This is a genomic window from Comamonas halotolerans (genome assembly GCF_030162935.1).
In the GTDB taxonomy this organism is placed as follows: Bacteria; Pseudomonadota; Gammaproteobacteria; order Burkholderiales; family Burkholderiaceae_C; genus Comamonas; species Comamonas halotolerans.
Genome location: NZ_JASAUZ010000023.1, coordinates 121,718 through 147,761 on the forward strand (window position 1 = coordinate 121,718; position 26,044 = coordinate 147,761).

The 26,044-nt window shown below is 55.3% G+C and carries 35 protein-coding genes; 26 read left to right on the forward strand and 9 right to left on the reverse strand.

Annotation, left to right across the window (positions count from 1 at the left end):
• Window positions 1-12: 12 nt before the first annotated feature.
• From QEP11_RS11100 to QEP11_RS11145, 10 genes are all read left to right on the forward strand, one after another.
• Window positions 13-2,481: a hypothetical protein gene (locus tag QEP11_RS11100; RefSeq protein ID WP_284336714.1), complete on the forward strand. Its 2,469-nt coding sequence runs from the start codon at window positions 13-15 to the stop codon at window positions 2,479-2,481.
• Window positions 2,478-2,885: a hypothetical protein gene (locus QEP11_RS11105; RefSeq protein ID WP_284336715.1), complete on the forward strand. Its 408-nt coding sequence runs from the start codon at window positions 2,478-2,480 to the stop codon at window positions 2,883-2,885. Before QEP11_RS11100 ends, QEP11_RS11105 begins: the two co-directional genes overlap by 4 nt.
• A 144-nt stretch (window positions 2,886-3,029) precedes the next feature.
• Window positions 3,030-4,238: a phage tail sheath protein gene (locus QEP11_RS11110; RefSeq protein ID WP_284336716.1), complete on the forward strand. Its 1,209-nt coding sequence runs from the start codon at window positions 3,030-3,032 to the stop codon at window positions 4,236-4,238.
• A 16-nt stretch (window positions 4,239-4,254) separates the two neighbouring features.
• Entirely contained in the window at window positions 4,255-4,764 is a 510-nt protein-coding gene (locus QEP11_RS11115) for a phage major tail tube protein (protein ID WP_284336717.1), read from the forward strand.
• Window positions 4,765-4,837: 73 nt separating this feature from the next.
• Window positions 4,838-5,179 (forward strand): phage tail assembly protein, encoded by a 342-nt coding sequence (locus tag QEP11_RS11120; RefSeq protein ID WP_284336718.1) that lies wholly within the window; start codon window positions 4,838-4,840, stop codon window positions 5,177-5,179.
• 8 nt (window positions 5,180-5,187) lie between these two features.
• Window positions 5,188-5,307, forward strand: a complete 120-nt coding sequence (locus tag QEP11_RS11125; RefSeq protein ID WP_284336719.1) for a GpE family phage tail protein — start codon at window positions 5,188-5,190, stop codon at window positions 5,305-5,307.
• Between the two features lie 11 nt (window positions 5,308-5,318).
• A complete protein-coding gene (locus QEP11_RS11130; RefSeq protein ID WP_284336720.1) occupies window positions 5,319-5,444 on the forward strand; it encodes a hypothetical protein in 126 nt (41 codons plus the stop codon).
• Window positions 5,445-5,477: 33 nt separating this feature from the next.
• The gene (locus QEP11_RS11135) at window positions 5,478-8,405 is read left to right on the forward strand and encodes a phage tail tape measure protein (RefSeq protein WP_284336721.1); all 2,928 of its coding nucleotides are present in this window, start codon (window positions 5,478-5,480) and stop codon (window positions 8,403-8,405) included.
• 6 nt (window positions 8,406-8,411) lie between these two features.
• Window positions 8,412-8,909 (forward strand): phage tail protein, encoded by a 498-nt coding sequence (locus tag QEP11_RS11140; protein WP_284336722.1) that lies wholly within the window; start codon window positions 8,412-8,414, stop codon window positions 8,907-8,909.
• Window positions 8,906-10,060: a contractile injection system protein, VgrG/Pvc8 family gene (locus QEP11_RS11145; protein WP_284336723.1), complete on the forward strand. Its 1,155-nt coding sequence runs from the start codon at window positions 8,906-8,908 to the stop codon at window positions 10,058-10,060. The genes QEP11_RS11140 and QEP11_RS11145 overlap by 4 nt, the downstream gene beginning before the upstream one ends.
• A gap of 117 nt (window positions 10,061-10,177) precedes the next feature.
• Here the strand turns inward: QEP11_RS11145 and QEP11_RS11150 are convergent, their stop codons facing one another.
• Complete coding sequence (locus QEP11_RS11150; protein ID WP_284336724.1) at window positions 10,178-10,885, reverse strand: HNH endonuclease; 708 nt, start codon at window positions 10,883-10,885, stop codon at window positions 10,178-10,180.
• A gap of 200 nt (window positions 10,886-11,085) precedes the next feature.
• Window positions 11,086-11,472, reverse strand: coding sequence for a hypothetical protein (locus QEP11_RS11155; RefSeq protein WP_284336725.1), 387 nt, complete (start codon window positions 11,470-11,472; stop codon window positions 11,086-11,088).
• 389 nt (window positions 11,473-11,861) lie between these two features.
• On the opposite strand from QEP11_RS11155, the gene QEP11_RS11160 reads away from it, so the two are divergent.
• Window positions 11,862-12,101, forward strand: coding sequence for a hypothetical protein (locus QEP11_RS11160; RefSeq protein WP_284336726.1), 240 nt, complete (start codon window positions 11,862-11,864; stop codon window positions 12,099-12,101).
• 32 nt (window positions 12,102-12,133) lie between these two features.
• Here the strand turns inward: QEP11_RS11160 and QEP11_RS11165 are convergent, their stop codons facing one another.
• Both QEP11_RS11165 and QEP11_RS11170 read right to left on the reverse strand, forming a co-directional pair.
• On the reverse strand, window positions 12,134-12,970 hold the full coding sequence (locus tag QEP11_RS11165; protein ID WP_284336727.1) for a DUF6216 family protein: 837 nt from the start codon (window positions 12,968-12,970) through the stop codon (window positions 12,134-12,136).
• A gap of 27 nt (window positions 12,971-12,997) precedes the next feature.
• Window positions 12,998-14,467: a hypothetical protein gene (locus tag QEP11_RS11170; protein WP_284336728.1), complete on the reverse strand. Its 1,470-nt coding sequence runs from the start codon at window positions 14,465-14,467 to the stop codon at window positions 12,998-13,000.
• Between the two features lie 335 nt (window positions 14,468-14,802).
• Here QEP11_RS11170 and QEP11_RS11175 point away from each other — a divergent pair, with 335 nt between their 5' ends.
• Window positions 14,803-15,048 carry a hypothetical protein gene (locus QEP11_RS11175; protein ID WP_284336729.1) on the forward strand — a complete coding sequence of 82 codons (246 nt, stop codon included), beginning with the start codon at window positions 14,803-14,805 and terminating at the stop codon, window positions 15,046-15,048.
• Window positions 15,049-15,072: 24 nt separating this feature from the next.
• Here QEP11_RS11175 and QEP11_RS11180 read toward each other — a convergent pair whose 3' ends face one another.
• The 3 genes from QEP11_RS11180 to QEP11_RS11190 form a co-directional block, all read right to left on the reverse strand.
• Complete coding sequence (locus tag QEP11_RS11180; RefSeq protein ID WP_284336730.1) at window positions 15,073-15,690, reverse strand: OB-fold protein; 618 nt, start codon at window positions 15,688-15,690, stop codon at window positions 15,073-15,075.
• Window positions 15,669-16,367 carry an XRE family transcriptional regulator gene (locus QEP11_RS11185; RefSeq protein ID WP_284336731.1) on the reverse strand — a complete coding sequence of 233 codons (699 nt, stop codon included), beginning with the start codon at window positions 16,365-16,367 and terminating at the stop codon, window positions 15,669-15,671. The genes QEP11_RS11180 and QEP11_RS11185 overlap by 22 nt, the downstream gene beginning before the upstream one ends.
• A gap of 229 nt (window positions 16,368-16,596) precedes the next feature.
• Window positions 16,597-16,830 carry a hypothetical protein gene (locus QEP11_RS11190; protein ID WP_284336732.1) on the reverse strand — a complete coding sequence of 78 codons (234 nt, stop codon included), beginning with the start codon at window positions 16,828-16,830 and terminating at the stop codon, window positions 16,597-16,599.
• Window positions 16,831-16,987: 157 nt separating this feature from the next.
• Here QEP11_RS11190 and QEP11_RS11195 point away from each other — a divergent pair, with 157 nt between their 5' ends.
• The 12 genes from QEP11_RS11195 (at window position 16,988) to QEP11_RS11250 (ending at window position 22,284) form a co-directional block, all read left to right on the forward strand.
• A complete protein-coding gene (locus tag QEP11_RS11195; RefSeq protein ID WP_284336733.1) occupies window positions 16,988-17,185 on the forward strand; it encodes a hypothetical protein in 198 nt (65 codons plus the stop codon).
• 97 nt (window positions 17,186-17,282) lie between these two features.
• Window positions 17,283-17,591, forward strand: a complete 309-nt coding sequence (locus tag QEP11_RS11200) for a helix-turn-helix domain-containing protein (RefSeq protein WP_284336734.1) — start codon at window positions 17,283-17,285, stop codon at window positions 17,589-17,591.
• A gap of 11 nt (window positions 17,592-17,602) precedes the next feature.
• Window positions 17,603-18,118, forward strand: a complete 516-nt coding sequence (locus tag QEP11_RS11205) for an Ogr/Delta-like zinc finger protein (protein WP_284336735.1) — start codon at window positions 17,603-17,605, stop codon at window positions 18,116-18,118.
• Window positions 18,119-18,234: 116 nt separating this feature from the next.
• The gene (locus QEP11_RS11210; protein ID WP_284336736.1) at window positions 18,235-18,543 is read left to right on the forward strand and encodes a hypothetical protein; all 309 of its coding nucleotides are present in this window, start codon (window positions 18,235-18,237) and stop codon (window positions 18,541-18,543) included.
• Window positions 18,540-18,689, forward strand: coding sequence for a hypothetical protein (locus tag QEP11_RS11215; RefSeq protein WP_284336737.1), 150 nt, complete (start codon window positions 18,540-18,542; stop codon window positions 18,687-18,689). Before QEP11_RS11210 ends, QEP11_RS11215 begins: the two co-directional genes overlap by 4 nt.
• A gap of 2 nt (window positions 18,690-18,691) precedes the next feature.
• Window positions 18,692-19,093: a hypothetical protein gene (locus tag QEP11_RS11220; RefSeq protein ID WP_284336738.1), complete on the forward strand. Its 402-nt coding sequence runs from the start codon at window positions 18,692-18,694 to the stop codon at window positions 19,091-19,093.
• Between the two features lie 9 nt (window positions 19,094-19,102).
• Window positions 19,103-21,031: a replication endonuclease gene (locus QEP11_RS11225; protein ID WP_284336739.1), complete on the forward strand. Its 1,929-nt coding sequence runs from the start codon at window positions 19,103-19,105 to the stop codon at window positions 21,029-21,031.
• 25 nt (window positions 21,032-21,056) lie between these two features.
• On the forward strand, window positions 21,057-21,278 hold the full coding sequence (locus tag QEP11_RS11230) for a hypothetical protein (RefSeq protein WP_284336740.1): 222 nt from the start codon (window positions 21,057-21,059) through the stop codon (window positions 21,276-21,278).
• On the forward strand, window positions 21,275-21,526 hold the full coding sequence (locus QEP11_RS11235) for a hypothetical protein (RefSeq protein ID WP_284336741.1): 252 nt from the start codon (window positions 21,275-21,277) through the stop codon (window positions 21,524-21,526). Before QEP11_RS11230 ends, QEP11_RS11235 begins: the two co-directional genes overlap by 4 nt.
• Before the next feature lie 26 nt (window positions 21,527-21,552).
• Window positions 21,553-21,774: a hypothetical protein gene (locus QEP11_RS11240; protein ID WP_284336742.1), complete on the forward strand. Its 222-nt coding sequence runs from the start codon at window positions 21,553-21,555 to the stop codon at window positions 21,772-21,774.
• Between the two features lie 18 nt (window positions 21,775-21,792).
• On the forward strand, window positions 21,793-22,041 hold the full coding sequence (locus QEP11_RS11245; RefSeq protein ID WP_284336743.1) for a hypothetical protein: 249 nt from the start codon (window positions 21,793-21,795) through the stop codon (window positions 22,039-22,041).
• A gap of 36 nt (window positions 22,042-22,077) precedes the next feature.
• Complete coding sequence (locus QEP11_RS11250; RefSeq protein WP_284336744.1) at window positions 22,078-22,284, forward strand: helix-turn-helix transcriptional regulator; 207 nt, start codon at window positions 22,078-22,080, stop codon at window positions 22,282-22,284.
• Here QEP11_RS11250 and QEP11_RS11255 read toward each other — a convergent pair.
• Window positions 22,281-23,531 (reverse strand): tyrosine-type recombinase/integrase, encoded by a 1,251-nt coding sequence (locus QEP11_RS11255; protein WP_284336745.1) that lies wholly within the window; start codon window positions 23,529-23,531, stop codon window positions 22,281-22,283. The genes QEP11_RS11250 and QEP11_RS11255 overlap by 4 nt on opposite strands.
• 372 nt (window positions 23,532-23,903) lie before the next feature.
• Here QEP11_RS11255 and QEP11_RS11260 point away from each other — a divergent pair, with 372 nt between their 5' ends.
• Window positions 23,904-24,353 carry an HIT family protein gene (locus QEP11_RS11260; RefSeq protein WP_284336746.1) on the forward strand — a complete coding sequence of 150 codons (450 nt, stop codon included), beginning with the start codon at window positions 23,904-23,906 and terminating at the stop codon, window positions 24,351-24,353.
• A 157-nt stretch (window positions 24,354-24,510) separates the two neighbouring features.
• Complete coding sequence (gene fos, locus QEP11_RS11265; protein ID WP_284336747.1) at window positions 24,511-24,936, forward strand: fosfomycin resistance glutathione transferase; 426 nt, start codon at window positions 24,511-24,513, stop codon at window positions 24,934-24,936.
• 42 nt (window positions 24,937-24,978) lie between these two features.
• Here fos and QEP11_RS11270 read toward each other — a convergent pair whose 3' ends face one another.
• Window positions 24,979-26,043: an adenosine deaminase gene (locus QEP11_RS11270; RefSeq protein WP_284336748.1), complete on the reverse strand. Its 1,065-nt coding sequence runs from the start codon at window positions 26,041-26,043 to the stop codon at window positions 24,979-24,981.
• Window position 26,044: the final 1 nt, after the last annotated feature.

Here is a 26,044-nt window from a genome sequence, read left to right on the forward strand (position 1 = left end):
CCCCAAGCATCCATGACAGGCATCATCTTTAAACTCACCACCGCCGGGCGGGCTGCGCTGGTCAACGCGGCCCACGATGGCACCAATGCGCGGCGCATTGTCAGCGTGGGCATCACTGCCACTGCATTTACGCCCACCGATGCAATCACGGCCATTCCGAACGAAATCAAGCGCATCACCACCATTGCCGGTGATGTTGTCGCTGCAGACACCATCCACGTCACCATCCGCGACGATGGCTCGGGCACCTACACCGTGCGCGGCCTGGGCCTGTACCTGGACAACGGTGTACTGCTGGGCACGTACAGCCAGCCCGAAGTCATTCTGGAAAAATCTACGGCCAGTATTTTTTTGCTGGCCACGGATTTGCGTGTGCTGGACGGCGGTGTGGACATCAGCACGCTGCAGTTTGGTGCTACCGACTTCATCAACCCGCCCGCAACCACCGAGCGCCAGGGCGTGGTGCAACTTGCCACCAAGGCGATTGCAGACGCACTGACAGACGCCACCCGCGCCCTCACTGCTGCCAGTGTGGCAGGGCTGTTTGCTGCGCGTGCCCTGGTAACGCGCAAGATCAGCACCGGCACAGGCTTGAATGGCGGCGGTGACTTGTCTGCAGATCGCACCATTGCCCTGGCCAACACGGCAGTCGCGGCAGGCAGCTACGGCAGTGGCACCGTGGTGCCCACATTCACGGTCGATGCACAAGGGCGCCTGACCGCTGCGGGCACTGCAACCATGGCCCCTGCCTGGGGCAACATCACCGGCAAACCAACAACGCTGTCGGGCTATGGGATCACCGATGCTGCCTTGGCTGCCCGCACCATCACGGCGGGCACTGGCCTGACAGGGGGAGGCAATCTGACGGCCAACCGTACCTTTGCGCTGGCCAACACCACTGTCACAGCGGGCAGCTATGGCAGCGGCACGGTGGTGCCTACATTCACGGTCGATGCACAAGGGCGCCTGACCGCTGCGGGCACGGCAACCATGACGCCAGCCTGGGGCAACATCACGGGCACGCCTACCACCCTGGCTGGCTATGGCATTACCGATGGTGCCTTGGCTGCACGCACCATCACCGCGGGCAACGGATTAACAGGCGGAGGCAACCTGACGGCCAATCGATCCGTGGCCCTGGGCACTCCCAGCACGATCACAGGGTCATCCACCAACGCCGTGGGAACGGAAACCCACAGTCACGCCGTCACTCTCTACGTGGCCGATCTTGTCAACGGCGACAAAGTCACGTTGGCATCGGCGCTGAGTGCAGGTGTTGACCTGAACACCATTACAGAGCGTGGCGTTTATACGCAAAGCACGAATGCCAACGCTTCCAGCGGCACCAATTACCCGGTTGCTGCAGCTGGAGTGCTGACGGTGGCCCATGATGGCAGCAGCATCACGACACAAAGCTATCAGCACTATCTAAATGGTGATGTCTGGACGCGTTCGCGTTACAACACTACATGGACTGCGTGGCGCAAGAACGTGACAGAAGAGCGCAGTATTACTGCAGGCACTGGACTGACTGGTGGCGGCGACCTTTCAGGCAACCGTACCTTTGCTCTAGCCAATACCGCTGTCACTGCGGGCAGTTACGGCAGTGCCACCGCAGTGCCCACGTTCACCGTGGATGCCCAGGGGCGTTTGACCGCTGCGGGCACCGCAACCATGACCCCAGCCTGGGGCAACATCACCGGCAAACCGACCACCCTGGCAGGCTATGGCATCACCGATGGAGCCTTGGCTGCCCGCACCATCACAGCGGGCACGGGCCTGACCGGCGGCGGCAACCTCACGGCCAACCGCACGATTGCCCTGGCAAATACTGCCGTTACAGCAGGCAGCTACGGCAGTGGTTCCGTGGTGCCAACGTTTACGGTGGATGCGCAGGGCCGCCTCACGGCTGCGGGCTCTGCCGTGGTCACGCCTGCCTGGGGCAGCGTCACCGGAACCCCTACCACCCTGGCAGGCTATGGCATCACCGATGGTGCCTTGGCTGCACGCACCATCACTGCAGGCACGGGCCTGACAGGGGGTGGCAACCTGACGGCCAACCGCACCTTTTCGCTGGCCAATACCGCAGTCACTGCGGGCAGCTATGGCAGTTCCAGCGCAGTGCCAACATTTACCGTGGATGCGCAGGGCCGACTGACGGCAGCAGGAACTGTGGGGCTGCATGCGCTTGGAATTGGGCAATCGTGGCAAGACGTCACAGCTTCGCGTGCTGTGGGCACCACCTACACCAACACCACCGGCAGACCGATTTTTATATCTGTGACTTCTCGCCGCGCTGACGGCAACACCGCAGCATCAATTTCCTTGTATATCAACTCCATCAGAGTTGCACGGAGCGTGACACGATTTAGTAGCGGTGAAAAAGATGCGGTAGTCACGGGCATTGTTCCCGCTGGGGCAACTTACTTGGTGAGCGAATTTGAAGGCGATGCAATCTATATCTGGGCAGAATTGAGATGAGGCAACACAAATACTTCACAGATGATGCGGGCACTGTTTATGCCTACGAGGCCGACGGTTCCCAAGACGGCTACATCTCGCCCACCTTACGGGCCATGACCGAAGAGGAAATTCAGGCCCACCTGAATCCACCGCCTGCAGTGGTAGCACCGCCACAGCAGTGCACGCCTGCCCAGGGGCTTGTGGCACTGTTTGCCATCAAAGGCATCACCGAAGATCAGGTGCTTGCAGCGATTGAGCAAATCCCGGATCCCGTGCAGCGCTACACCGCAAAAATCGGCTATCAACGCGCCACGTCCTGGGAACTCAAGAGCCCCACCATGCAGTTTCTGGCCCAGCTGCTACAGCTGTCAGAGACAGATATGGATGAGCTATTTAGCTATGCCGTGACAGTACAAGTCTGACGCAATGCAGATGGAAAAACGCTGGCAGCAATCCCGCGCACGCATCCATTTTTCCGTCACCTGAACCGCCACAACAGCCGCTGCTGGCCGCTGCGTGCAGCTCGAGTGAGCATAGAGGCTCCACACCAACAGGAGCCCTGCCACATGGCTGCAACCGACTATCACCACGGCGTCCGAGTCATTGAAACTACGGGCGCAGGCGCGGCTATCCGCGTTGTCTCCACCGCCGTTATTGGCTTGGTGGCCACCGCGCCGGAAGCTGACGATGATGCCTTTCCCATCAACACTCCCGTATTGCTGACCAACCCCGCCGGTGGCATTGGCAAAGCGGGCAAGAGTGGCACCCTCGCCCGTGCGCTGGATGCCATCAGCAAACAATCCCGCGCACTGACCATTGTGGTGCGCGTGGAGGAAGGTGCGGAGGCGTCTGAAACCGTCTCCAACATCATTGGTTCTGTACTGCCCACAGGCCAGCGCACAGGCATTCAGGCCCTGCTGTCAGCCGAGAGTGAACTTGGCGTCAAGCCGCGCATCATCGGTGTGCCAGAGCTGGACACGCAAGAAGTTGCCAATGCGCTGGCCAGTGCTGCCCAGGCGCTGCGCGCCTTCACTTATGTGGCTGCGCGAGATACCGCAGGCAACTACGCGCAAACAAAAGAGCAGGCCACGGCTTACCGCAAGGAATTTGGCCAGCGTGAGGTCATGGTGCTCTACCCCAACTTCCTGGCCTGGGACAGCAACGCCGGGGAAGACGGCAAAGGCGCGGTGGTCACGCAAAGCGCCGTCGCCTACGCCATGGGCTTGCGTGCCAAGCTGGATCAGGAAGTGGGCTGGCACAAGAACATCAGCAATGCCGTTATCAACGGCCCCCAGGGCGTCACCGTGCCTGTGTTCTTTGACTTGCAGAACCCTGCCAGCGATGCAGGCTATCTGAACGCGCAGGAGGTGACCACCATCATCCGCCGCAGCGGCTATCGCTTCTGGGGCTCACGCACCTGTGAAGAGCAAGGCGGGCGCTTTGCCTTTGAGAACTACACACGCACCGCCCAGGTGCTGGCAGACACCATTGCCGAGGCGCACTTCACCTTCGTTGACAAGCCCATGCACCCCAGCTTGGTGCGCGACATGCTGGGCTTCATCAATAGCCGCTTCCGCGATCTGGTCAACGGTGGTTATCTGATTGGCGCCGAAGCCTACTTTGACCCCGACCGCAACAGCAAGGAAGACCTTGCAGCTGGCCGCTTGCTTATCAGCTACCGCTACACCCCTGTGCCGCCGCTGGAAAACCTCATCTTTGAGCAGTCCATCACGGACGATTTCCTGGCTGAATTTGCCGCCGCCATCCAAGCCTGACCCGGAGTGAACCAATATGTCTTTGCCTAGCAAACTTAAAAACTTCAACCTCTTCGGTGACGGCGACCTCTGGCGTGCCCAGATTGATTCCGTCACCCTGCCCAAGCTCACCCGCAAAGTGGAAGAGTGGCGCGGCGGCGGTATGCACGGCCCCATTGATGTGGATCTTGGCCTGGAAAAGCTGGAACTCACCTTCAAGGCGGGCGGCTTTTTGCTGGATGGTTACCGCGCCTTCGGTGCGTCCACGCACAACGCCAACCAGTGGCGCTTTGCCGGTGCCTACGAAGATGACAGCACCGGTGCCGTCCTGGCTGTGGAAATTCTGGTGCGTGGCCGTGTGCGTGAAATCGACCCGGGCGAAGCCAAAGCCGGTGATGACACCGAGCACACGCATGCCATCTCCGTGAGCTACTACAAGCTCACTGTGAACGGTGTTGATGAAATTGAAATCGACATGCCAGGCTATCTGTTCAATGTGCGCGGGCAAGACATGCTGTCCAAGCTGCGCCGCGCTATCGGCATGTAAACCACCTGCCACACCAGCACGCCGGGCCCACGGCCCGGTGCTCTCTCGCAATCTCTACACCTGTTGACGCACCATGCAAGACACCACCACAACCACCACAGAACTGCCTCCAACCGTTGCCACCGACGGTGACAACACCGTCACGCTGGACTACCCGCTCAAGCGTGGCGACACAGAGCTGCGCACCATCACTCTGCGCAAACCTATGGCTGGAGAGCTGCGTGGCATCAAGCTGACCGAACTGCTGGCCCTGGACGTGGGAGCCGTGCAGAAGCTGCTGCCCCGCATCACCACGCCCACGATGACCACGCATGAGGTGGCCAGCCTCGACCCTGCCGACCTCACCGAGCTGGCCACAGAGGTGGCGGGTTTTTTCGTGCGCAAGAGTGCCCGTGCGGCGTACCTGAACGCGTAGAAGACGCCATGGCGGATCTGGCCACCATCTTTCACTGGCGGCCTGCGGACATGGACTGCATGTCGCTGGCTGAATTGATGGACTGGCGCGAACGTGCACGCTTGCGTGCTCAAAAACAGGGCATGTAATACTATGGGCTATGAACATCATCATGTACGCACTGATTGCGCTGGGCTTCCTCACACTGGTGAGCGCAATAGTCATGGCGGCCTACTTCTGCGCATTGGCGGGTGGCTTTGTCATGCGCATGCTGCTGGGCAGGTAAGTACCGCTGCCTGCGCAGCCCAAGGGGCCGCGCATGGATAAGCGTTTGCAGCTTCTGCTGGAACTCAAAGACAAGGTCACAGCCCCGCTGCGTGGCATTCAGGCTGGCAGCCAGGATGCGGCAGCCGCACTCAAGGCAACCCGTGAGCAAGTGCGCGAAATGGAAAAGGCCCAGCGTGACATCACGGGCCTGCGCACCACCACCGTGCAATTGCGCGGCCAGCAGCGTGAGCTGCAAGCGCTGCAGGGCAAGCTGGCGCAAACCAATGGCCAGTTGACTGATGCACGAGAGCGGCACAAACACATCACGGCATCGCTGAAAACCTCGCGTGAAGCTCATGCGCGTATGACTGCGGCCCTGCAAAACGGTGCCGAGGTAACGCCCGCATTTATTGGGCAGCTGGAACAAACCCGTGCTTCCCTGTTTAACAGCCAGAGCGCCTATGAGCGCTCCAAGTCCACCCTGAATCAGTACCGGGCGCAGATCAAAAACACCCAGGGCAACATTCAACAACTCAGTGGCAGGATCAACAACGGACAAGAGCGCCTGCAAGGCTACAAGCAGCGGCTGGAGCAGGCTGGCATAAGCACAGACCGGCTGGGGCTGCGCTCCAAAGAGCTACGCTCCCGCATTGACCAGGGCAGCGCATCTATTGACCGGCAAAAGCAGGCCCTGGCACGTTTGCACGAGCAGCAAGAAAAAATCAGCGCACTCAAGGCCCAGCACGGCAAAGCGATGGTGCATGCTGGGATGGTGACTGCGTTAGGTGGAGGAATGTTCGCTGCTGGCCGCAAGGGCGTACAGGCAGGAATGAACCCTGTGCAGGAATACGCCCAGCACCAAGATCACATGCTAGGCATCGCACGGCAGGTCGAAGGTGCCCGCAGTAGCGCAGGAAATCTCACGCCCGTCTACTACGCAATTGAGGAACAGATTCGGGGACTGAGTCAGCAAATTCCTCTTGCGACAACCGCCATCACCGACATGGTGACGGCTGCGGCACGCATGGAGGTGCCGACCGATAAGCTGGCCGAGTTCACTCTGATGAGTTCAGAGATGGCTACCGCATTTGATGCCGTTCCAGATGAAATCACCGAAGCAATGGGCAAGGTTGCCAAGAACTTCAAGATTCCCACGGACAACATCGAATCTATCCGCAGTTTGGCTGACTCCATCAATTACCTCGATGACAACGCCATCAGCAAAGGCGGCGACATCATCAGCTTCCTCAATCGAACATCCGGGGTGATCTCCACCGTAGCCATGTCTGAAAAGGATGCGGCAGCGCTGGGGTCAACGCTTCTCACCTTGGGGGAACGTGAAGAAACTGCGGCTACGGCAGCAAACGCGATCATCCAGAAATTCGCGGCAGCAACGAAAGGCACCAAAAAATTTCAGTCTGCATTGAAAGAAGTGGGCCTTAACAGCAACGCTGTCCAAAAAGGAATGGCTAAGGATGCCACCGACACTTTGATGAAGGTGGTCAATGCCATTCAAAAGCTACCAGAGGACAAACGCATCGGCGTCATGGTCGAGCTGGTTGGAATGGAGCATAGCGACACCTTGGCCAAGCTGGTCGATAAGCCGGAAGAGTTCCAGCGTCAGCTCAAGTTGGCTAACAGCACAGAGTCCCAAGGCTCCATGGCCAGGGAGGCAGATGCGCGCAATCAAACGCTTTCCGCGCAATGGCAGATGACGCAAAACCGGGCCTTTAACCTGAAGGCCGCCATAGGCTCGTCATTGGAGCCAGCCTTGGTTTCACTGATGAAAGCAGTCAATCCGCTCATTGAGGGATTCTCCGCTTTTGTGATGCAGCACAAAGAGCTTGCCAAGTGGGTACTTGGAGGCTTGGTTGCAATTTCGGCCTTTACTGCCTTACTTGGAGTCCTGCTGATCCCCTTGGGCCTTATCTACGGCAAGGTCATGCTGCTGCGCTTTGGCTTTGGTCTGCTGGGCTTCAAATTGCCTAGTCTGGTGGCGGGCATCAAAGGAGTTGCGGCAATGGTTGCCCGCCTGGGGCCGCTGCTAGTTCGTGCCGCGCCAATGCTGCTGCGCATTCTGGGGCCTATTGGGCTGCTGGTAACGGCTGGCTGGATGCTATACAGCAATTGGGATGCCATTTGTGGCGGTGCCAAAGCGCTCTGGCAAGACTTGGGTGATTGGTGGAACGGCTTTTCCGCCCGCATGGCCAGCATCCTGTCTGGCATGTGGAATGCCGTGGTCAGTACAGCCCAGGGGGTTTTGACGGGGCTGGTGGAAGGTGTGCGCAACCTGCTGGACGGCGGCGTGGGTGCTTGGATGGCTGCCCTGCTGAACTTCTCGCCCTTCGGTGTGCTGTGGAATGCCATTACTGCGGCGTTGTCTGCGCTGGGCATTCAGGTGCCTGAGCAATTCCGCAACTTTGGCAGCTTTATCGTGGATGGATTGATAGGCGGCATTCAAAGCAAGCTGTCTGCATTGAAAGAAGCCGTAGTGGGTGCTGCAAGCTCTGCAGCCAGCTGGTTCAAGGAACGATTGGGCATTGCCAGTCCATCCAAGCTGTTTACTCAATATGGAGGGTGGATTTCAGAGGGGGCTGCAAATGGCATCGAATCCGGTCAATTCAAGGTACGCGCTGCAGCGCTGGCCATGGCCGGTGCTGCCTCTGTGGGTATGCCAGCATTTGCGGCAACGGCAGAGTTGCCCCCAGGGCTGATTGACCACCGCCCGGCCATCACTTTGCCAACATTTGCTGCGGCTCCAGAGATGCCCGCTGTGGCAATTGACCGCCGCCCGGCCATTGCTGCGCCCGCTGCCATGCGCCCGACGGTCACCATTCAGGGTGACAACATCACCATGCATATTCACTCCCAGCCCGGCATGGACGCCCAGGCCCTGGCGCAAGCCATCAGCGCAGAACTGCAACGCCGCGAATATGCAAAGGCTGCGCGTCTGCAAAACGCTTTCAACGACTTTGGATAACCGTCTATGCAAATGCTCTGCCTGGGGCTGTTTGTTTTCAGCCTCAATACCTTGGCCTACCAGGAACTGCAACGGCGCACCGCCTGGAAGCACCCCACCCAAAGCATTGTTGGCGGGCGTGATGCCTCGCAGTTTCTGGGGCCGGGCGAAGACACCATCACTTTGAGCGGCAGCATGGTGCCCGAGTTTGCAGGCCAGCCCGCCAGCCTGGATGAATTGCGCCGCATGGCCAACACGGGGCAGGCATGGGTACTGGTAGAGGGTAGCGGCACGGTGTACGGTGCCTTTGTCATCATGGATCTGCAGGAAACCAAAACCCTGTTTTATGTGGATGGCACTCCGCGCAAGATTGAATTTACGCTGTCATTGCGCCGCGTGGATCAAGATCCTGATGAATCCGACGATGCGCAAGATGGCACCAGTGGCAACGATATGGGCGACCTGGAGCCGGAAGATGACAGTGCGTACAACGACGAACAACCAGAGCTGCAGGGTACGCCATGAGCACCGCGCCCAACAGTACGCCCAGTACAACCACCACCGTTCGCGCAGGGCTGCCGGTTGCGCAGTCCACGGGCAAGCCTGAGCGCCCCGCTGCCAACCTGCGGCCTGTGTGGCGCGTTACCGTCAAGGGCCAGGACATCAGCGCCCGCATTGCGCCGCGTCTTGTCAGTCTGAACATCACAGACAACCAGGGCGATGAAGCCGATGAAGTGGAAATTGTTGTCAGCGACCACGATGGTGCAATTGAACTGCCCGACACCGGTGACACGCTGACCGTGGCCATTGGCTGGCAACTCGATGGCGGTGCTGGCCAGGATGCACCGCAGCAAGACTTCCCCCTTGGGCTGGTGGACAAAGGCAGCTACACCATTCAGGCCGTGGAATACAGCGGTGCGCCCGATGCCATCACCTTGCGTGCGCGTGCGGCCAACCTGCTGGATGAACTGCGCACCATCAAAGACCGCAGCTGGCACAAAACCACTGTGGGGGCCATTGTGCAAAGCATTGCAGCAGCCAACAAGCTCAAGGCCAGTATCGACAAGGAAATTGCAGTGCGCAAAGTGCCGCATGCAGACCAAGCCCATGAGTCAGACGCTTCGTTCTTGCGCCGCCTGGGCAAGCAAATGGACTGCCTGTGCACCATCAAAAATGGTACCCTTCTGTTTAGCCAAGCCCGCAAGGCCCAGACACCCAGCGGCCAGCCGCTGCCTACCGTCATCATTGTGCGCAGTGACGGCGATCAGCACCGCTGGGCACGCGCTGACCGAGACTCATACAGCGGCGTCAAAGCCTGCTACAACGACATCAAGCGCGGCACGCGCCGCAGTGTGCTGGCAGGTATCAGTGGCAGAGCCAAAACGCTGCGCCAGACGTTTGCCAGTGAGGCTGATGCCCTGGCCGCCGCCCGTGCCGAATGGCTGCGCATTCAGCGCGGCATTTACAGCTTTGACATCACCCTGGCACGCGGACGCGCAGACCTCATGCCGCAACGCCCCGCCGTGGTCAGCGGCTACAAAAAACAAATTGATGAAACACCGTGGATCATCACCAACGTGCGCCACAGCCTGAGCAGCAGCGGCTATACCAGCCAGATCACGCTTGAGACGCACCAAGCCGAGGGTGTGGATGGTGGGGATGAGGCAACAGAGTAGATATTGTTCAACGCAGCATTACGCGCTCAACTGATTGACCTGCACGAGGACTGCTACCGACCATAAGCAGCCATTGCGGAAATGAGAAGCGACGGTCACACAGCAAGGTTTGCAGCTTTACTGCTTACACCTGAACACTTCTGCTCGATGATGCTCCATGTACTTCTCATGTTCAGGTTTCAGTGCGATCCTCATAGAAGATGTGATCCCAAGCTTATCGGCCTCGGTGAATAGGGGTGAAAGGCTGATAAACCCATCAGTATCGAACGTGATAAAGCCTTTATCGAACGCCTTGTCCAGATTTGGCGAAAGCAGCAAACCATTCCATTGGTCCAATCGCTCACTATTCGTTGAGTTCTTCCACGGCTTAATGTGAGACGCAACGAGGAGGCTTGTATCGCTGAACCCAGTTACAGCACAGCAGGTCCAATGCAGTAGCACCTTGTCTCGGAACGTACCCTGTCCGATCCTGGATTTGATAAGCGCCGTTTTCTCGGTCGGCGTCGTGGTCGGATCGCTCATGATTTGTTCAACGTCGTCTTGCATGTCATCACCGCCATTGCTCGCGAGGTATGCGGCGTACTGCGACAAGGTTGCGCTATACATGTGATGCCCACGCGCGTTTCTCTCTTTGAAGACGGGCAGCTCCTGGATGAGTTGGGAAAGCTCATCAAAGGCTGATGAGCTGGTTAAAGCGAATAAAGGGCCTGAAATCAGACCGCTATCCATTGCCCATTCGGACAATGATCCACGGAGTGCTCCGTCGTAACTTCTTGCGGAGGACTTCGACAACCCCTTATCAATCATCCAGTCGTAGAAGTTCATGTCTTAATAATCGTGTCAGATAGGTTGATTCGCCCGAAAAGATTTTTGAACGCCATGAACCCGGCTCTTGAAAGTCAGCTTTTGGCCGAAACTGTGACAGTCGCAAAACGACCCAAAGCAGACTGCCAAATTGTTAACGTGTTTGAGGTAACCGGCAGCTGGCTTGCCGGGGCATGTCCGGTTGATTGATAGGTTAGACCTCACTGCTTTCCCGGCACTCGATTGATGACTTTCAGGAATGCTGTGTCGGGAATGCTGCTCGGTGACAACTTGCACGCCGCTGCTGCTTCCTTGAGTAGCACTACCAACGCGTCGTCGATGTTTGGCTTTGAAGGCGTTGATGCGACTTGGAGAAGATTGTGAAGGGCGGCAAGAACCTTCTCATCTTTTCGAAAAACTACTAAAACCTCATTAACCGCCGAACAGAAAGCTGCTCCGTTTAAGTCATCTCGATTGCCAAGCATTCTGCGAAGGGTGTCGGTCTTGAGCTTTCGATCTTCGATGCGAACCATAAACCAGACGGTAAGCACCGAGCCGACAACACCCGAAGCAAGAGCGAGAAAGATATTAAGGAGCAGTTGCAACATTGGCGATCCGAGTGGGTGAGGTCTAACTAGATTTACGAGGCACGCAACAGGCATGCCCAGTTCGTCTAATACTGTAAGCGCCTGCATTTCTACAGGCAAATTGGCTGTTGTCGCGTTTAGTGAAGCCTAAAAATTTTGATCTCAGTCATTGGCGGATGCTGAAGGTCAATTACGAAGGACTGCTCATAGCCGCCAGCAGTCGCTCACTATCAACCAATACATGGCTTTCAAGCCAGCCCAGCCACCCACACCGCTTCCATCACAATTGGATGGGGTGGCCCTGCTCTTTGAGCTTCATCGCTGCATCAAACTTTAGGCCATATGACTCATGATTCCAGTATTTGGGCGCCCCTGCAAACCCAATCAGCAGATAGCGAATCTTGCGGGTGGTGTTATCCACGCAAATTCCACTGGCCGCCGCCCGTGCCGAATGGCTGCGCATTCAGCGCGGCATCTACAGCTTTGACATCACCCTGGCACGCGGACGTGCAGACCTCATGCCGCAACGCCCCGCCGTGATCAGCGGCTACAAAAAGCAAATCGATGAAACGCCGTGGATCATCACCAATGTGCGCCACAGCCTGAGCAGCAGTGGCTACTCCAGCCAGATCACGCTGGGAAAGCACTAGGCGGAAGGGGCGGATGGCGGGGATGAGACAACTCATTGATTAATATTTTCTGTATTCTTATTTTCTTCAATTCTTTTGTTAATCTCGCAAGCAATAAAATATTTATTTACCTGAGACATAAAAACCATAATTATCAACAAACAGGTAATTGAAATAGCAGCAGCGAATTTTTTTGATTTATTTACCGTATTTTTATAGAATTTTTTACCTTCGATGCTAAATATGCCGCAAGCGATGTATTTATTGAATAACTTATTCTCATCAGCATTGTCTGGCTCTGGATATGCGCCAGCGGTCACTTTATCGCATTGTCTGCGGCTAAGTATTTCATCATAAATAGATAGCTTTTTACCATCAAAATGAAAATTTTGCTCTGTTTCAACAACAACGAATTTTGCATCTTCTGTGTTTAGAAAAAAATTGGAAAGAACAATAGCCATTACAAGAGCAAAAATAAGAAGTATATTAATAATAATATCCGACTTGAAACTACTTTTTTTTATCCTAACAAGCCGTACATCAAATAGATTTGATATCTTGCGAAGCTCAAGAAAGTTTACATTATTAGAGTAAAGCCAATATCTTAGCGATTTAACGTGATCAATGGTTTCCACATCAAACCTATATCTATATCTAAACAATTCTAAATCTCTAATAGTATCCCACTCATTATTCAGTTCTTTGTCATTGAATTCCAGCTTGCCGCCAAAAAATATCCACACTCTATCCAAAAGGAAGTTAATAGATTTAGCCCTGTAGATACAAACACAAAGACAAATAAAAATAATGCCTGCTACAAATACTCCTCCAAATATAGGAATTGAACTAGGGATTGAACCTATTCCATCAACAACATCTGCATTACTCATATTTTCTTTCGATATATTTTTTTATTTTCACTTACTGCGTAAAATCTCAAGCAGCTTTTTAAGTTCATCAGCGTTGAGTTTTTCAAAGAACTGAAGAACAGGTGGCTTTTCAGTATGCTTACCATCCAAAGTTGTTGAAGCGTTGTAAGCAATAGCATTGATCGATTTGGCAATAAGCTCCTTTTGTAATTCTTCTGCATCAACCCTCAAATCCTGAAGCTGTTTCTTGTAACCTTCATACGAAGAAGCGAGCGCTTCTTTATGGGCATACTCTTGCTGCAGTCGCTCATACTGGCTTCTGCGAGTAGCAGAAAATACTGCAAACCAAACAACAGGAATTACCACTGGTGCACGTACCAAAAGTGTTTTCAACATCTCCTGCCAATCATGGGGCTTTACCAGCTCGACCTTGAAAGGATTACTTGTGTAGTCAATTATCATAAATAGTCCAGAGATCAGCAAAAAAACCAGTGCTCCGTAAAACGCTTTCGTGTAATTACTAATACGTTTATCGAATGAGTCTTTTAACACTTTATACGCTGTCGCCAGACCAGCACTAGTTGCCCCTGGTAAAAGCGACTCCACTTTTTGAAACATTGCATTGTGACGCACGTTATGAGCTTCTTCGTAAGTTCTGAGTTGTTCAAGCCTCTCATCTAGCTCATGCTTAAGACCCTTGTGCTCGGCTTCGACACCTCCCGTATCAGGCCGACCGAAAATTCTATGATAGAAGTTTTTGAGATCCTCATGTTCATTTGTCGCTGACTCTGTCAAAGCATTTAACTTATCTCGTAACTTTCTTATATCTCTTTCGTATCCTGAAATAATCTGCGACGTAGATTCAGGACCATTAAAAATTTTTTCATAGTAGTCACTGACAGCCTTCTGGTCATTCGTAATCTTTTCGACCATATTTCTAATACGAATTTCAGTTGATTTATTTTCATTATTCACAGAAAAAATATAATCATCAAAGCTTTTAACCCTAGCTTCAATATCATCAATTCGCTTCTTCTGTGCTATCGCCTCATCATTAGCAATGGATAGAGCAGACTGTGCTTCTTTCGCACTATGCACAAAATTTTTAATATATTTAGTAACACTACTTGAGTAAGCTTCAACCGCGCTGCTAAAAGCATCAATTTCCTGATCCGGCACCAATATGTATGGTCGTACTAATAAAAATAGGCTGTCTGCACTAGAATTTGCACCAGTCAAATTACCAGCATTTTTATTACCGTTGTACGCAGTAACTTGATCAAAACAAGTTTTTGTCAGTTGATGCAATTTTTCATAAATTGCTACAGGGAAGAGTTCAGGGTCAGATTTTTTAATTACATTATCAATCAAAGTCAGAATTTTTCTAAGTCTTGCGAATTCATAAATGGCAGAAGGCGGTGAACTATCATTAATGTCTACATCATTTAATGCATTTAAAAGCTGATTCCATACCGTTTGAAATTTATTATTTTTAGCTGCATCAATCCAACGACTCACAAGGTTCCCCTTTATATTTTATTTAATGAAAGGCATTAAGTTGAAAAAAAATTCACTCATCGCTACACATAACTCTTCCGCCCCGAATCCGAATAGCAATGCCACCCACTACGCGACCCGGTGCAGATATTTCCACGGCAGCAACTGCAGTTACCACTCGCAGCATGGAAGCATCAGGCCTAGACAGCGGCTGGAACTACCGCCCTTGGAGCCACTCATCGAGCCGTCATTGCATACAAACTACTCACCCGCGCAATGCACCCCCGCCCTTTTTCCCTGGGCATGACTAGCTCGCAGCATAGATATGAAATACACATTGAACCAATGTGCAGAACATGACTATGGCTCTCAATAGAGCAGTACTCGTTCTGGGCACTTTGACGCTCGAATCTTCTCCCATTCCACCCATACACCACACGCCCGCAGACGTGTACCTCGTGTTTGCCGCTGAGGATATCGGTTTGCTTGATGGCGGGGTTGTAACTGCTCACCTCGTAGCAGCCATCCATGCGCTGGCGCACTCGTTTGATGAACAGGCAGTTACAGCGCGTAGATGGTGTCAATCCATTCACACGCCCTAAATGCAGGGTGTGTGTACTCAACAATCACAGCAATGAGCAATCGCCAGCCATTGGAGTCTTGACAATGTCGCCCTTGCCAGTGCAAATCAGCGTTACCTTGCTGCCCTTAGAGATGTTGGCAAGCAGCGAGGCAGCAGCTTTATCGAAACTGAAATGTGGAGCATTAAAGCTGTTGCCGCTGGAGTGCAACACAAGGTATGGATCGCCCATGATGTCGGTGTTGATGTCACTTACCGTGCCGCTGACCTTGAACTTCTTTCCCTTGTATTTTTGATCTGCTGCCACCGTATTGGCGTCATATGCTTTAACAAGATCAGAAGCTGTCACGGTGGGCAAACTGTCGGCTTCCAGCTTGGCTTGCGCAGCTTTAGCCAATGCTTCTTCAGCAGCACGTTGATCCCTTGCAGCCTGATCTGCAGCGGCACGTTGTTCCCGAGCAGCTTGATCTGCAGCCTTTTCCTCTGGCGACTTGGTGGATTCAATAATCGCGCCAATTACCATCAAACCAAGAAAGCACAAAACGATCCATTTCAGCAATTTCTTCATAACAACGCCCTCTCCGACCCCATCTCTGTGGGTAATTTGAAATCTTGTAATTCCTGACTCAGCGGCTGCTTTCTTTAAAACCTCCGCCCATTCCACCCGTACACCACACGCCCGCAGACTTGTACCTCGTGTTTGCCGCTAAGGATATCGGTTTGCTTGATGGCGGGGTTGTCGCTGCTCACCTCGTAGCAGCCATCCATGCGCTGGCGCACACGTTTGATGAACAGACGGTTGTGTGCTTGCAACACATAGACACCGTCAATCTCCACACTTTGTACGTCAGTGTCCACCAGCGCAAAGTCACCGGATTCCAGCGTGCCATGCATGCTGTCGCCGTAGGCGTGCACCATCTTCAAAGCGGTAGGTCTGCATCGCGGCAGGTTGTTGGAAATCCAGGTTCTGGACAGCGGCACATCACCAAGAATCACGTCCTCGGTCACCAGCTCATTGCCAGGGCCCATGCTGCCTGTCGAGCTATACAGCGGAACATAGATCGCATCACTGTCACTCGCTGGCGCTGGTACTGCACCGGAAAGATTCCGATCCTTCACAGGTGGAATGAGCGTGCTTCGCTTCCCAGTTAATAAGTACCCTGGATCAACTCCAACAGTAGCAATGGCCTGCAGATATGCAGCAGATGGGCTGTTCTCGCCCTTTTCGTACTTGTGCTGGGCCAACTTTTTTACGCCACCAGCCTCAGCCAAGGCCTCTTGACTAAGCCCCAATCGTGTTCGCTCTTCCCGTAAGCGCGATGAAAAGTTATCTAATTCCATACTTTTTCATGACAGTTATGCAATTGCATAACAGAATTCACTCACTTCTTAACGAGTGAGAGCCATGAACACACCACGTAAGCCCACTGCCGCGCCAATCAATCCGATGCCTGCACACGTTCGCATTGGCCGTGACTTCATCGGACATCCGCACAAGCCCCATTACCTGTGCATGCGCCCAGGCAGTGAGCAAATGGTCTGGAGCGCAAGACTGCAACCCCATGCTTTTTCAATAGCTGACGCCATTGCGCTTGCACCATTCTTCGAACTCGTCGTGAAACAGGGCGTCCATTTCCCAATCCGATTGGACGGCGTGGAGCCCTTTAACTGGAGCCAGTTGCACCGCAAAGTCATCGGGGGAGGCACCTTCGTCGTCGGGGTTGAAGGTGGAAAACACATCCTCTACGAGGAACTGCTCACCGTTGCGAGTTGCAAGCACTTGCCCAACGACTGGTTTCTTCATGGTCTTTCCTCAATATCTATCCGGCTTCCGAGTCTCGGTAACTGTGCATCAGCCAACGTCTTGCACCGAAGGCGCATGCAGCACCTGCGTAACGCTCAAGCATTGGAGAGCACTGGTACCCACTTTCAACAATTCCAAAACTCTTAACAAACACATTATGACCAAGCCACAACCCGCACCCAAGCACCGCCGGACGGTTGATGAAATCCTGTATCTGCGCGTTGATCCCCTTGACGCCGCCCAGGTGCGCCAGATCGCCGTGGCCGAAGGCCGCAAATACACCACCACAGTGCGCAAGCTGATTGGCCTGGGCTTGAAAGCGTATGCAGCGCAAGCTGCTGTGAATGGTGGCTGATTGCGTCATGCATTGCATCTTGCCCCGCACCGCACGCAAGCACACGCAATTTGTTTTGCGCAGCGTTGCGCACTGAGCACCCACGGAAGGAACCCATATGAACATGCGCACATCACACGGCACTGGAACGATTGAGCGCGTACTGCGCCAGAACCTGAGCCAGCCCAAAAGCGCTGTGGCTGAGGCTGCAGGCTGGGATGCCAGCAATGTCAGCCGTGTGCTCAGTGGCCAGCAAGGTGTGCCGGTTTCCAAGCTGGATGCCATTGTGGGCGCAGCAGGCTATGTGTTGATAAGCCGCCGCTACTTTGATGCCATTGGCACGCTGGGCGAGGTGGGCATGCATTGCCACTGCGCCCGCACAGGTGGTGGTGAATGCGGTGCTGGTGTGGTGCGTTGCGCTGAGTAGGGCCAGAACTGATGTTCATAAATACCCCCTTCCCCTCTACCCCAGATGCAGCCGATGCGGCCTTGCAGGCCCATGAGCGCTTGGCAGCCAGTGGGCGAAAGATCGCGGCGGGTGCTGCTGCCCAGGTCGATGACTATCAGCCTTATGCCTGCCAGACCGAAAGCGCTGCAGAAGGTTTGTTCTCCAGCCTGCCGGGCATGGTGCGCGAATACCAGCGCGTGCCCTGTCCCGATTGTGGTTCTCCTTGCCTGATTCGTACCAGCCGCCAGATGTCAAAGCTAACCCGTGAGTATTACTACTTTTGCGTCAACGCGGAATGCGGAGGCACTTACGGCGCAACGATGGAAATCAACCGCCGCATTTCCCCAAGCGCTATGCCAGATCCGGCAATCAATCTGCCCAACTCCAAGCACATGCGCCGCGATGTCATCAAAGCGCAGATGGACTATGCACAGACATCAGACCGGCCTTTGCTGTCCGAGCGGCGCAAGCCGGAAACCGGCAACTTGTTTGACAAGCCCGGATAACACCCAGCGCCTGTAAGGCGCACCCCTACCCCACTTCACAACCCCATGCACAGAGCCTGTTTGCAGGCCCTGCGGGATTTCTTACGCCTTTTTTCTTGAATAACGGAGGTCACACCATGCAGGCGAACCCAATCGACACCACGAAAGATCACTGGAAAAAGCATGGTTCCGTGCTTTGCGGGTATCAGCAGCAGTCCGACATCGTCATATACAGCTACTACTTCCCGGAGGCCGCAGGGGTGAAAGCGGGGGTGAAGCTTTGCGGGGGTGTTCGTGGGGTTGTGAGCCTGGGAGTGGTACTGACGCCAGATGCTGCAATTGCCCTTGCAGATGCCTTGAAAGCTGCTGCAACCACCGCCTGCGAGGTACAGGCCGCTGTTGATGCCGTCTGTGCAGTCGCTGCACAGCCTGGAGCTGCAGCATGAGCGTGTACCGCATCACCCATATTGATGAGTGCCGCACGCGCCGCCGTATGCGTGTGCTGGCCAGGAACTGCCGTCAAGCCTTGCGCATGGTGGAGCAGCAGTTTGGCGACGCATGGTTTGCCTGCGCTGTGCGCGTGGAGGTGTAGTTATGAGTGCCACAGCACCCATTGAAGACCTGCACGAGCAGATGAAAGCCATGGGCAGGACGCTGAAAACGCTAAAGCCCATCAAGCCCAAGCACTTGAACAAGCCTGCTGAAAGTTTGACCGTGCCAGAAGCGCGTGAGCGACTGCGCATTCTGCGTGACAGGCTGCTGCAAAAAGCCAGCGCCGGGCGCTGGCATGACGCTGAGAGCAAAGAGTGGTCGCACATTGGCCACGAGCAGCGCGTGATGTTGATGATGCTTGCGGGCATTGACGGTGACCTGGACGCGCTGGCCGCCCGTGCGTGGCGAGAGTTCACGCCGCCAGAGCGTGCGGCCATCAAATCGGAAATCAGAGCGGCCCGGCGCACCTTCTCGCGGGTGGCTGCCCTGTGCAGCAGGTTGTGAGGTATGGCAATGGCCCGCAAACCTGTTACCCAAGCCATCAAGCAGTCTGCACGTAGCCTGCCCACCGCATCCCTGAAAGAGTGGAAGCGTTACAAGCCCGCGCCCTGGATGGCCAAGCGTGCGCTGGATGCGTTGCTGCGTGCCGTGCCTGAGCAATGGCGCCAGCCCATTGAACTAAGCGGGCTGGGCAAGCTGGATTTGCACAACCCCGACCCGGCCCCACTGTGGCTGCAAAGCTGGGATGCCATGCAGGCGATTGCCGAGTTTGATGAACGCTTTGGCCGCGCCAGCAGCTGGAACCTGACGGCGGGCGAGATTTGCGAGATGGCAAAGCGCATCACTGAGGAAGCGCAGGAGCTGGATGCTGCCATGGTGGCCGAGGGTGCCGGTGTGCCCCAGCGCATTGACACGGTGCGCATGTTGTTGCGCATGCTGGGCGTGCAGGAAAGCCGCCCGCTGCAGGGCTTGCCAGACATAAAACGCAGCCAGGATGCCAAGTGGTGGCGACGCTTGTTGCGCAAGCATGTGGCCCGTGTGGTGGAAGCCGGGGCTGTGCGCCTGGGCATTGTGAACCGCATGCAGGGTGGCTATGCCAGTGACTTGGCCGTGCGCCGCCGGCAGGCGCAGCTGGAAGGCAACCAGGAGGCGTTGAAGCGCAGCCTGTTCAAGAACGAAGCGGGGCAGATTTGGTCGCTGGCAGAACTGGTGGCGTTGTCCCCTTCAAACCCCATCATTCGCGGTGGCGAGCTGATGACGCGCATTCGTGGCGCGGAAGAGTATGCAGACGCCCGCAACCATGTGGGCCTGTTTTTTACCCAGACCGCACCCAGCAGATTCCACGCCATGACGGTAGGTGCTGGCGGCAGGCCGCGCCGCAACCCGCGCTATGACGGGGTGAGCACGCCGCGTGATGCGCAGCGGTGGTTGTGCACACGTTGGAAACGCTTGCGAGCACACCTGAAGAAACAGGGCATCAATATTTATGGCATTCGTGTCGTAGAGCCGCACCACGATGCCACGCCCCACTGGCACATGCTGATTTGGGCAGAGACCGAGGCGGAGGCGCAGTACGTTGAGCTGGCCATGAAGGCGTGGTGGCTTCAAGAAGACGGTGACGAGCCCGGCGCATTCAAGAACAGAGTGAACTGCAAGCGCATGACCAGCGGCGGCGCTGCGGGTTATGTGGCCAAGTACATCGCCAAGAGCGTGGGTCACGCTGCACTGGCAGACCACCTGGATGTCGTGCAAGGCCAGTTGTGGGACGTGGAACAAAACGATATGCCCGGTCACCGCCGTGTGGATGCCTGGGCATCCACCTGGGGCATACGGCAGTTTCAGGCCATTGGTATGCCCAGCGTGTGCGTGTGGCGTGAGTTGCGCCGTGTGGGCAAAGACCAGATTCGCAGCTTGCACCGCGATGGCGATCTGACCACGCACCGCGCGTGGGTGGCTTGCCACCGTGAAGGCAACATTCAAGCCAACTGGCGCGTGTACATGGAGGCCATGGGCGGCCACTGCCGTGGGCGTGGTGGCTGGCACTTGCGCATGGCGCACCGCCCACTGCGCGAGGGTGAATGCAACCAGTACGGCGAGGAGCTGACTGTGGGCCGCGTGGTGGGTCTGCAAACCGTCCGTGGTCAGTGGCTGATTAGCCGCCGCATGGCGTGGACGCCGGTGGCTGCTGAGACTGAAACCTTTGACCCTGAACTGTGCACAGATAGCGATTCCGGGCGTTCCCTCGCCATAGGCGAGGCACGAGCGGCTATGCCGCGACCTTGGACTGGTTTCCATAACTGTAGAGCCCGCCTGACAGGGGCACTGCGTAGAGCACTTTTAGGACGCGGAAGGCATGAATTTGAAGACTGCCTGCCGGTTCCGACCCACCGGACGGACGCCGAATGGCGCTCCATCGGCCCTTCCCCCATCCCTTTTTTCTAACCTGAACCCGCAGGAGGAGTGACCCATGCCCGTGAAACGCACAGAACCCAGCCGCAGCGCCGTCAATCCGGCGCACGGGTTCAAGTACACCAACGCCGCCAGCACCAATCTGGCCAAGCGCTTTGCAGAGATGCGCCGCGCCCAGGCCAGGGCCGAACGCGATGCGGCCAAGGCGCTGGAAGCCCAGGCACAGCTGGATCTTGCGGCGGTGGTGTTGCCGATCCATAGAAAGGGGTTCGCGCAATGAGCACCGTTGAAGTTGCAGAAAAGGTCTGTTGTGACTGCAACGAATCATGGCCTGCAGATGCGGAGTTTTTTCACCGCGTACCGGGCAACTGTGACGGGCTGAGTGGTCAGTGCAAAGCCTGCCGATCAGATTACGACCGAAAGCGCAACAGATCGACTAACCGCAAGCCGGGAGCGCTGACCAGGGATTTGCAAGCCATGTTCGCAACCCTGACCAAACAGCAGCCGCAGCTGCATCAACACCCATGAACAAGAACAGAAACAAGGAAAACGACATGCACCAACGATTTCACAACATTCAGGCGCTCAAAAGCTATCGCGCCACGCTGATTCCCGTTAACGCCGACGCCACGGCGCTGGAAGATTTGGCCGACGCCGGGCTGCTGCCCACGATCCGCGTTAAGGCGGCCAATGCCACCCATGCCGAAGCGCAGGCACACATCGCCAGCGGCAAGGGTGTGCTGCGCGTAGAGCGCGTGGAATCTCTCATCGTTTAAGACACAGGAGACATTGCAATGCAAACACAAGCAAACACAGCGCATGAAGCCAGCCAAAAGCACTGCACTGCACCTTCTCTGTCAGAAGTGATTCGGCGGTTGAAAGAAGAAAAGGAGCAAATCTGCGTGGAGCTGAGGGCAACTCCCGCCAGGGACTGGAACAGCCCCCGCTTTCGGGAATTGGGTAACAGAGAAGATGAGTTGCATGTGACCTTGAGTGTGCTGCAAAGGCTGGGCTTCCAGCCGCTGCAGATAGACCAAGCCTAAGCCGCCAGCAAGGAGCTTTTTAACGCCTGAAAAAATATGACATTCGAAGCAAACACCAGCATCACGTTGCTCAGCGCAACAGAAGTCGCCGCCCACATCAAAATGAGCAAGTCATGGATCTATGGTCAGATCAAGAAAAACAAATTTCCGAAGCCTGTGCGTGTTGGCTCACAAAAAACCGCCTGGAAACTGACCGAGATTGCCGAATGGGTCGACAACCTACCCAAAGAGAGCACGCACTAGTTCTTGCCTTCCAGGTACTGGAAAAGCAGGCGCAGCGCATCTTCTTTCTCCTTCATGTACTCATAGGCGTTGTAGTGCCTATCTTGCACCCCAGAGATTCCGTGGCTTTGCAGGCGGCCACGGATTTCTTTTGAAACTCCAAGACTTGCTAATAGCGTTTCGACACCCGATCGCACGCGCTTCGGTTGGAAGTCCTGATTTCCTGGGAGTTTCTTCGACCAGAGGCGGATAGTGTTATCTCCAAGCGGCTCACCAGCTTTCACACTCAACGCATACTCACCCACCGGATTACACAATTCCAATGCACGCTTGGCCTCGGGGATAAGGGGCACAAGATGCTGCCGAGGTGCGGTTCCTACCTTCCCCTTCCCATCCCATAGCACGATGTGCCCGGCATGAATATCGGCAGTTTTTAAAAGCCTGAGCTGTTCCAACCGCTGGCCACCAGTCAACAGGTGCAGACGTAGCACTGCCCCGGCTTTCGTGTCCAGGTTCTTGATGGACTGCCAGTAGGCGCGCATTTCTTCACCCGTGAGCGGATTCATATCCGCCCCACCTCCCCCAGCCACTTTCACGTCATTGACCGGGTTGAACTTCAGCGCATAGCCCTTGAATTTCAACGGCACTGCCGGATTCGTTTTAGCCTCGCGTGCCATCTGAAAAGCTGCCCGGAGCATTTTGCGCAAACCCCAGGCCGTGGTGACTTTGCCGACCTCGATCATCTTACGCAAAACATCTGCAATTTGCTCTTCTGTTACCTCGTTTGCAGGCAGTGCGGCCAACTCTGGCCAAGGGTCAAACACATGCAACTTGAACTGCGTACACACCTTCCGGGCAGACACTTTGCCATTTGCCTGCAGCCAGTCTGCATAGTCTGTCAGCAGCGCCTGCAGGGTAAAGCTTGAGAGATTTTGCTTTTCCTGCTTGACCCGTTGCACCTCAGCCTTACGGGCAGCCACAGCAGCCGCGTAGCCACCAGCCTCCAGGTTGGCATAGTGCAGCACCGCCATTTCACGAGCCACCTCTTGCGCAGCAGCGACTGAATACCCCCGTGCAGTTGGCTTGAGATCCTTTGGCTTGGCACGCGAATCCCACACACCAATGGGCTCGCGTGCACTGACATTCTTGAATGTGTAACGCCAATAGAACATCACCACATCACCCGCCATGCGCCGCGCCTCCAGCGACCCTGCGGGGGCAATTTTCGCCAACCTCATAAACTTACCAAGGGCAAGCTCCGCAAACATCTGCCCGTGTGTAGTAGCCATGCTCAACCCCTGCGCAGACTGTCACCGCAAGAGCCCAGACATTTCTGTGACAGTTTTGGTGACAGTTTTAAAAAGATTGGGATTGTATTGGCTTGGACTAGCTTGGACATTGCGACCAAGCAAATCAACACGTTAAGAGGATCACGTCGTCCAAACCGATGTAAGCCAATGTAGATGTTTTCCTCTACATGGCTCCGAAAGACAAATTCGCCCGCCGCTGGAGCAATGCGACGAATGAAGCGGCGCATTCTAGCGGCTAATCACATCCTTCAGAATTTGAGGATTAACCACACTGGCATTTCTCTCCTGGTGTTTCTACGATGACAGCAGCTTTTACAAGGAGATTTTGCTGTGCCCATGTTTGTTGACACATCGCCACCCGGCCACTGCATTTTTTGCAAGATCGTGGACGGAGAGATTCCCGCAGCCAAGGTTTATGAAGACGAGCTGAGCATCGCTTTTATGGACATTGGCCAGGTCAACCCCGGTCATGTGCTGGTGGCCAGCAAACGCCATGCTGTCACAGTGCTTGACCTCACGCCAGAAGAAGCCGCCGCCGTCATGCAGACAGCGCAGCGGATTGCTCAGGCCGCCCACACCGCATTTGCACCTGAAGGGCTGACTCTGTTTCAGGCCAATGGCGCTGCCGGTGGACAGACCGTATTTCACTTTCACATGCATGTGTTGCCACGGCACGAAGGCGACGGCGTTGCGCTGGAATGGCCTCGCAAAGAACCTGCTGTGCATCTGCTGCAAGACTATGCTGAGCAATTGCAAGCCGCGCTTCGATCCATCGCCTAGCCGCGCCCAGCGGTGCTGGCAACTTGATCCCTCGGTGCTCAGTTCAGCCCTTCTCCAATTTCGTGAGTCCTGTTCGCTGATACTGGTAAACACTTTGCAGACTTTTCTAGCGTCAGCTTCTCCAGCACGAATTTATTGGAATTGAGGGCAGGAATTAATGCTCACAGGAATGAATCACCTAACCCTGTCTGTCCGGTCCCTGGATCAAAGCGTGCTTTTCTACAGAGACGTGCTTGGTTTTCACCTTGCTGCGAAATGGAGAACGGGCGCCTACCTGGAGCTTGGCGACTTATGGTTATGTCTCTCAATGGACGAAAAGAGGGGTGCGCACCCCTTACCCGAGTACACACACTATGCTTTTTCGATCGCACAGAAGGATTTTTCTGCCTTTGCATCCAAACTGCGAGAGCAAGGCGTGCTGGAATGGAAGCTCAATAGCAGCGAAGGTGACTCCTTCTATTTCCTGGATCCTGACGGCCACAAGCTGGAAGCACACGTTGGTAGCCTGGCATCCCGACTCAGCAAATGCCGCGCTCAGCCTTATGCAGAGATGGAGTTTTTCGACAAAGCCCAAGCTCTTTAGGTACCTTGTCGGCAAGGTACTGCGCGCCTCACCCGCCAAGGCTCACGCAGCTTGTGCAAACCGCTCAAAACAGGCGTCCAGCTGCTCGACCCATGCGCTTTTTTGAGCATCGCTGACAAAGCTGGCTTCCAGGCTGTTGCGCGCCAGCTGGTAAGCCTGCTTGGGCCCCATGCCAGTTGCTGCAAAAACTTGCTGATAGTTCTCGTTGATATAGCCACCAAAATAGGCTGGGTCGTCGGAGTTCACAGTAACGTTCAGCCCCGCCTGCAACAGGCGCGGAAGGTTGTGCTCACGCAGATCAGGAAAGACACATAGCTTTTGATTGGACAATGGACACACCGTCAGTGGTATACGTGACTGTGCCAGACGCTGCATCAAGGACAGGTCTTTTTCTGACTGCACACCGTGATCGATGCGCTCCACGCGCAAGAGGTTCAGCGCGCTCCAGACATAGTCGGGAGGCCCTTCTTCGCCCGCATGGGCCACCAGATGAAAACCCAGTTCGCGGCAACGTGCAAACACGTTCTGGAACTTCTCGGGCGGGTTGCCTACCTCTGAGCTATCAAGCCCAATGCCAATGAAATGCGCGCGATACGGCAAGGCGGCTTTCAGGGTCGCAAAAGCGGCTTCTTCACTCAAGTGGCGCAGAAAATTCAGAATCAGTGCACTGCTGATTCCCCATTTGGCCTGCGCATCTGCGCAAGCCCGTGACAGACCATGGATGATGGTGGCCATAGGCACACCACGCTCGGTGTGTGTCTGCGGATCAAAAAAGATCTCGGCACGCACTGCATGGTCCGCCACTGCGCGTTCCAGATAAGCCATGGTCATGTCATAGAAGTCCTGCTCCCGGAGCAGGACGCTGGCACCTGCGTAGTAGATATCCAGGAAGCTTTGCAGGTCTGTAAAAGCATAGGCGCTACGCAATTCCTCCACGCTGCTGTATTTCAGCTTCACCCCATTGCGTGCTGCCAATGCAAAGATCAACTCGGGCTCCAGTGAACCCTCGATGTGCATATGCAGCTCTGCCTTGGGCATGGTGCGCAAAAGCTCGGGCAGTTGCGCTGCAGTGATGTGCTGAACAGCAGGAGGAATGGCGTAACTCATA

Coding starts and splice junctions, on each gene's coding strand:
- QEP11_RS11100 (WP_284336714.1), top strand. CDS start 13: ATGACAGGCATCATCTTTAAACTCACCACCGCCGGGCGGGCTGCGCTG.
- QEP11_RS11105 (WP_284336715.1), top strand. CDS start 2,478: ATGAGGCAACACAAATACTTCACAGATGATGCGGGCACTGTTTATGCC.
- QEP11_RS11110 (WP_284336716.1), top strand. CDS start 3,030: ATGGCTGCAACCGACTATCACCACGGCGTCCGAGTCATTGAAACTACG.
- QEP11_RS11115 (WP_284336717.1), top strand. CDS start 4,255: ATGTCTTTGCCTAGCAAACTTAAAAACTTCAACCTCTTCGGTGACGGC.
- QEP11_RS11120 (WP_284336718.1), top strand. CDS start 4,838: ATGCAAGACACCACCACAACCACCACAGAACTGCCTCCAACCGTTGCC.
- QEP11_RS11125 (WP_284336719.1), top strand. CDS start 5,188: ATGGCGGATCTGGCCACCATCTTTCACTGGCGGCCTGCGGACATGGAC.
- QEP11_RS11130 (WP_284336720.1), top strand. CDS start 5,319: ATGAACATCATCATGTACGCACTGATTGCGCTGGGCTTCCTCACACTG.
- QEP11_RS11135 (WP_284336721.1), top strand. CDS start 5,478: ATGGATAAGCGTTTGCAGCTTCTGCTGGAACTCAAAGACAAGGTCACA.
- QEP11_RS11140 (WP_284336722.1), top strand. CDS start 8,412: ATGCAAATGCTCTGCCTGGGGCTGTTTGTTTTCAGCCTCAATACCTTG.
- QEP11_RS11145 (WP_284336723.1), top strand. CDS start 8,906: ATGAGCACCGCGCCCAACAGTACGCCCAGTACAACCACCACCGTTCGC.
- QEP11_RS11150 (WP_284336724.1), bottom strand. CDS start 10,885: ATGAACTTCTACGACTGGATGATTGATAAGGGGTTGTCGAAGTCCTCC.
- QEP11_RS11155 (WP_284336725.1), bottom strand. CDS start 11,472: ATGTTGCAACTGCTCCTTAATATCTTTCTCGCTCTTGCTTCGGGTGTT.
- QEP11_RS11165 (WP_284336727.1), bottom strand. CDS start 12,970: ATGAGTAATGCAGATGTTGTTGATGGAATAGGTTCAATCCCTAGTTCA.
- QEP11_RS11175 (WP_284336729.1), top strand. CDS start 14,803: ATGACTATGGCTCTCAATAGAGCAGTACTCGTTCTGGGCACTTTGACG.
- QEP11_RS11185 (WP_284336731.1), bottom strand. CDS start 16,367: ATGGAATTAGATAACTTTTCATCGCGCTTACGGGAAGAGCGAACACGA.
- QEP11_RS11190 (WP_284336732.1), bottom strand. CDS start 16,830: ATGAAGAAACCAGTCGTTGGGCAAGTGCTTGCAACTCGCAACGGTGAG.
- QEP11_RS11195 (WP_284336733.1), top strand. CDS start 16,988: ATGACCAAGCCACAACCCGCACCCAAGCACCGCCGGACGGTTGATGAA.
- QEP11_RS11200 (WP_284336734.1), top strand. CDS start 17,283: ATGAACATGCGCACATCACACGGCACTGGAACGATTGAGCGCGTACTG.
- QEP11_RS11205 (WP_284336735.1), top strand. CDS start 17,603: ATGTTCATAAATACCCCCTTCCCCTCTACCCCAGATGCAGCCGATGCG.
- QEP11_RS11210 (WP_284336736.1), top strand. CDS start 18,235: ATGCAGGCGAACCCAATCGACACCACGAAAGATCACTGGAAAAAGCAT.
- QEP11_RS11215 (WP_284336737.1), top strand. CDS start 18,540: ATGAGCGTGTACCGCATCACCCATATTGATGAGTGCCGCACGCGCCGC.
- QEP11_RS11220 (WP_284336738.1), top strand. CDS start 18,692: ATGAGTGCCACAGCACCCATTGAAGACCTGCACGAGCAGATGAAAGCC.
- QEP11_RS11225 (WP_284336739.1), top strand. CDS start 19,103: ATGGCCCGCAAACCTGTTACCCAAGCCATCAAGCAGTCTGCACGTAGC.
- QEP11_RS11230 (WP_284336740.1), top strand. CDS start 21,057: ATGCCCGTGAAACGCACAGAACCCAGCCGCAGCGCCGTCAATCCGGCG.
- QEP11_RS11235 (WP_284336741.1), top strand. CDS start 21,275: ATGAGCACCGTTGAAGTTGCAGAAAAGGTCTGTTGTGACTGCAACGAA.
- QEP11_RS11240 (WP_284336742.1), top strand. CDS start 21,553: ATGCACCAACGATTTCACAACATTCAGGCGCTCAAAAGCTATCGCGCC.
- QEP11_RS11245 (WP_284336743.1), top strand. CDS start 21,793: ATGCAAACACAAGCAAACACAGCGCATGAAGCCAGCCAAAAGCACTGC.
- QEP11_RS11250 (WP_284336744.1), top strand. CDS start 22,078: ATGACATTCGAAGCAAACACCAGCATCACGTTGCTCAGCGCAACAGAA.
- QEP11_RS11255 (WP_284336745.1), bottom strand. CDS start 23,531: ATGTTTGCGGAGCTTGCCCTTGGTAAGTTTATGAGGTTGGCGAAAATT.
- fos (WP_284336747.1), top strand. CDS start 24,511: ATGCTCACAGGAATGAATCACCTAACCCTGTCTGTCCGGTCCCTGGAT.
- QEP11_RS11270 (WP_284336748.1), bottom strand. CDS start 26,043: ATGAGTTACGCCATTCCTCCTGCTGTTCAGCACATCACTGCAGCGCAA.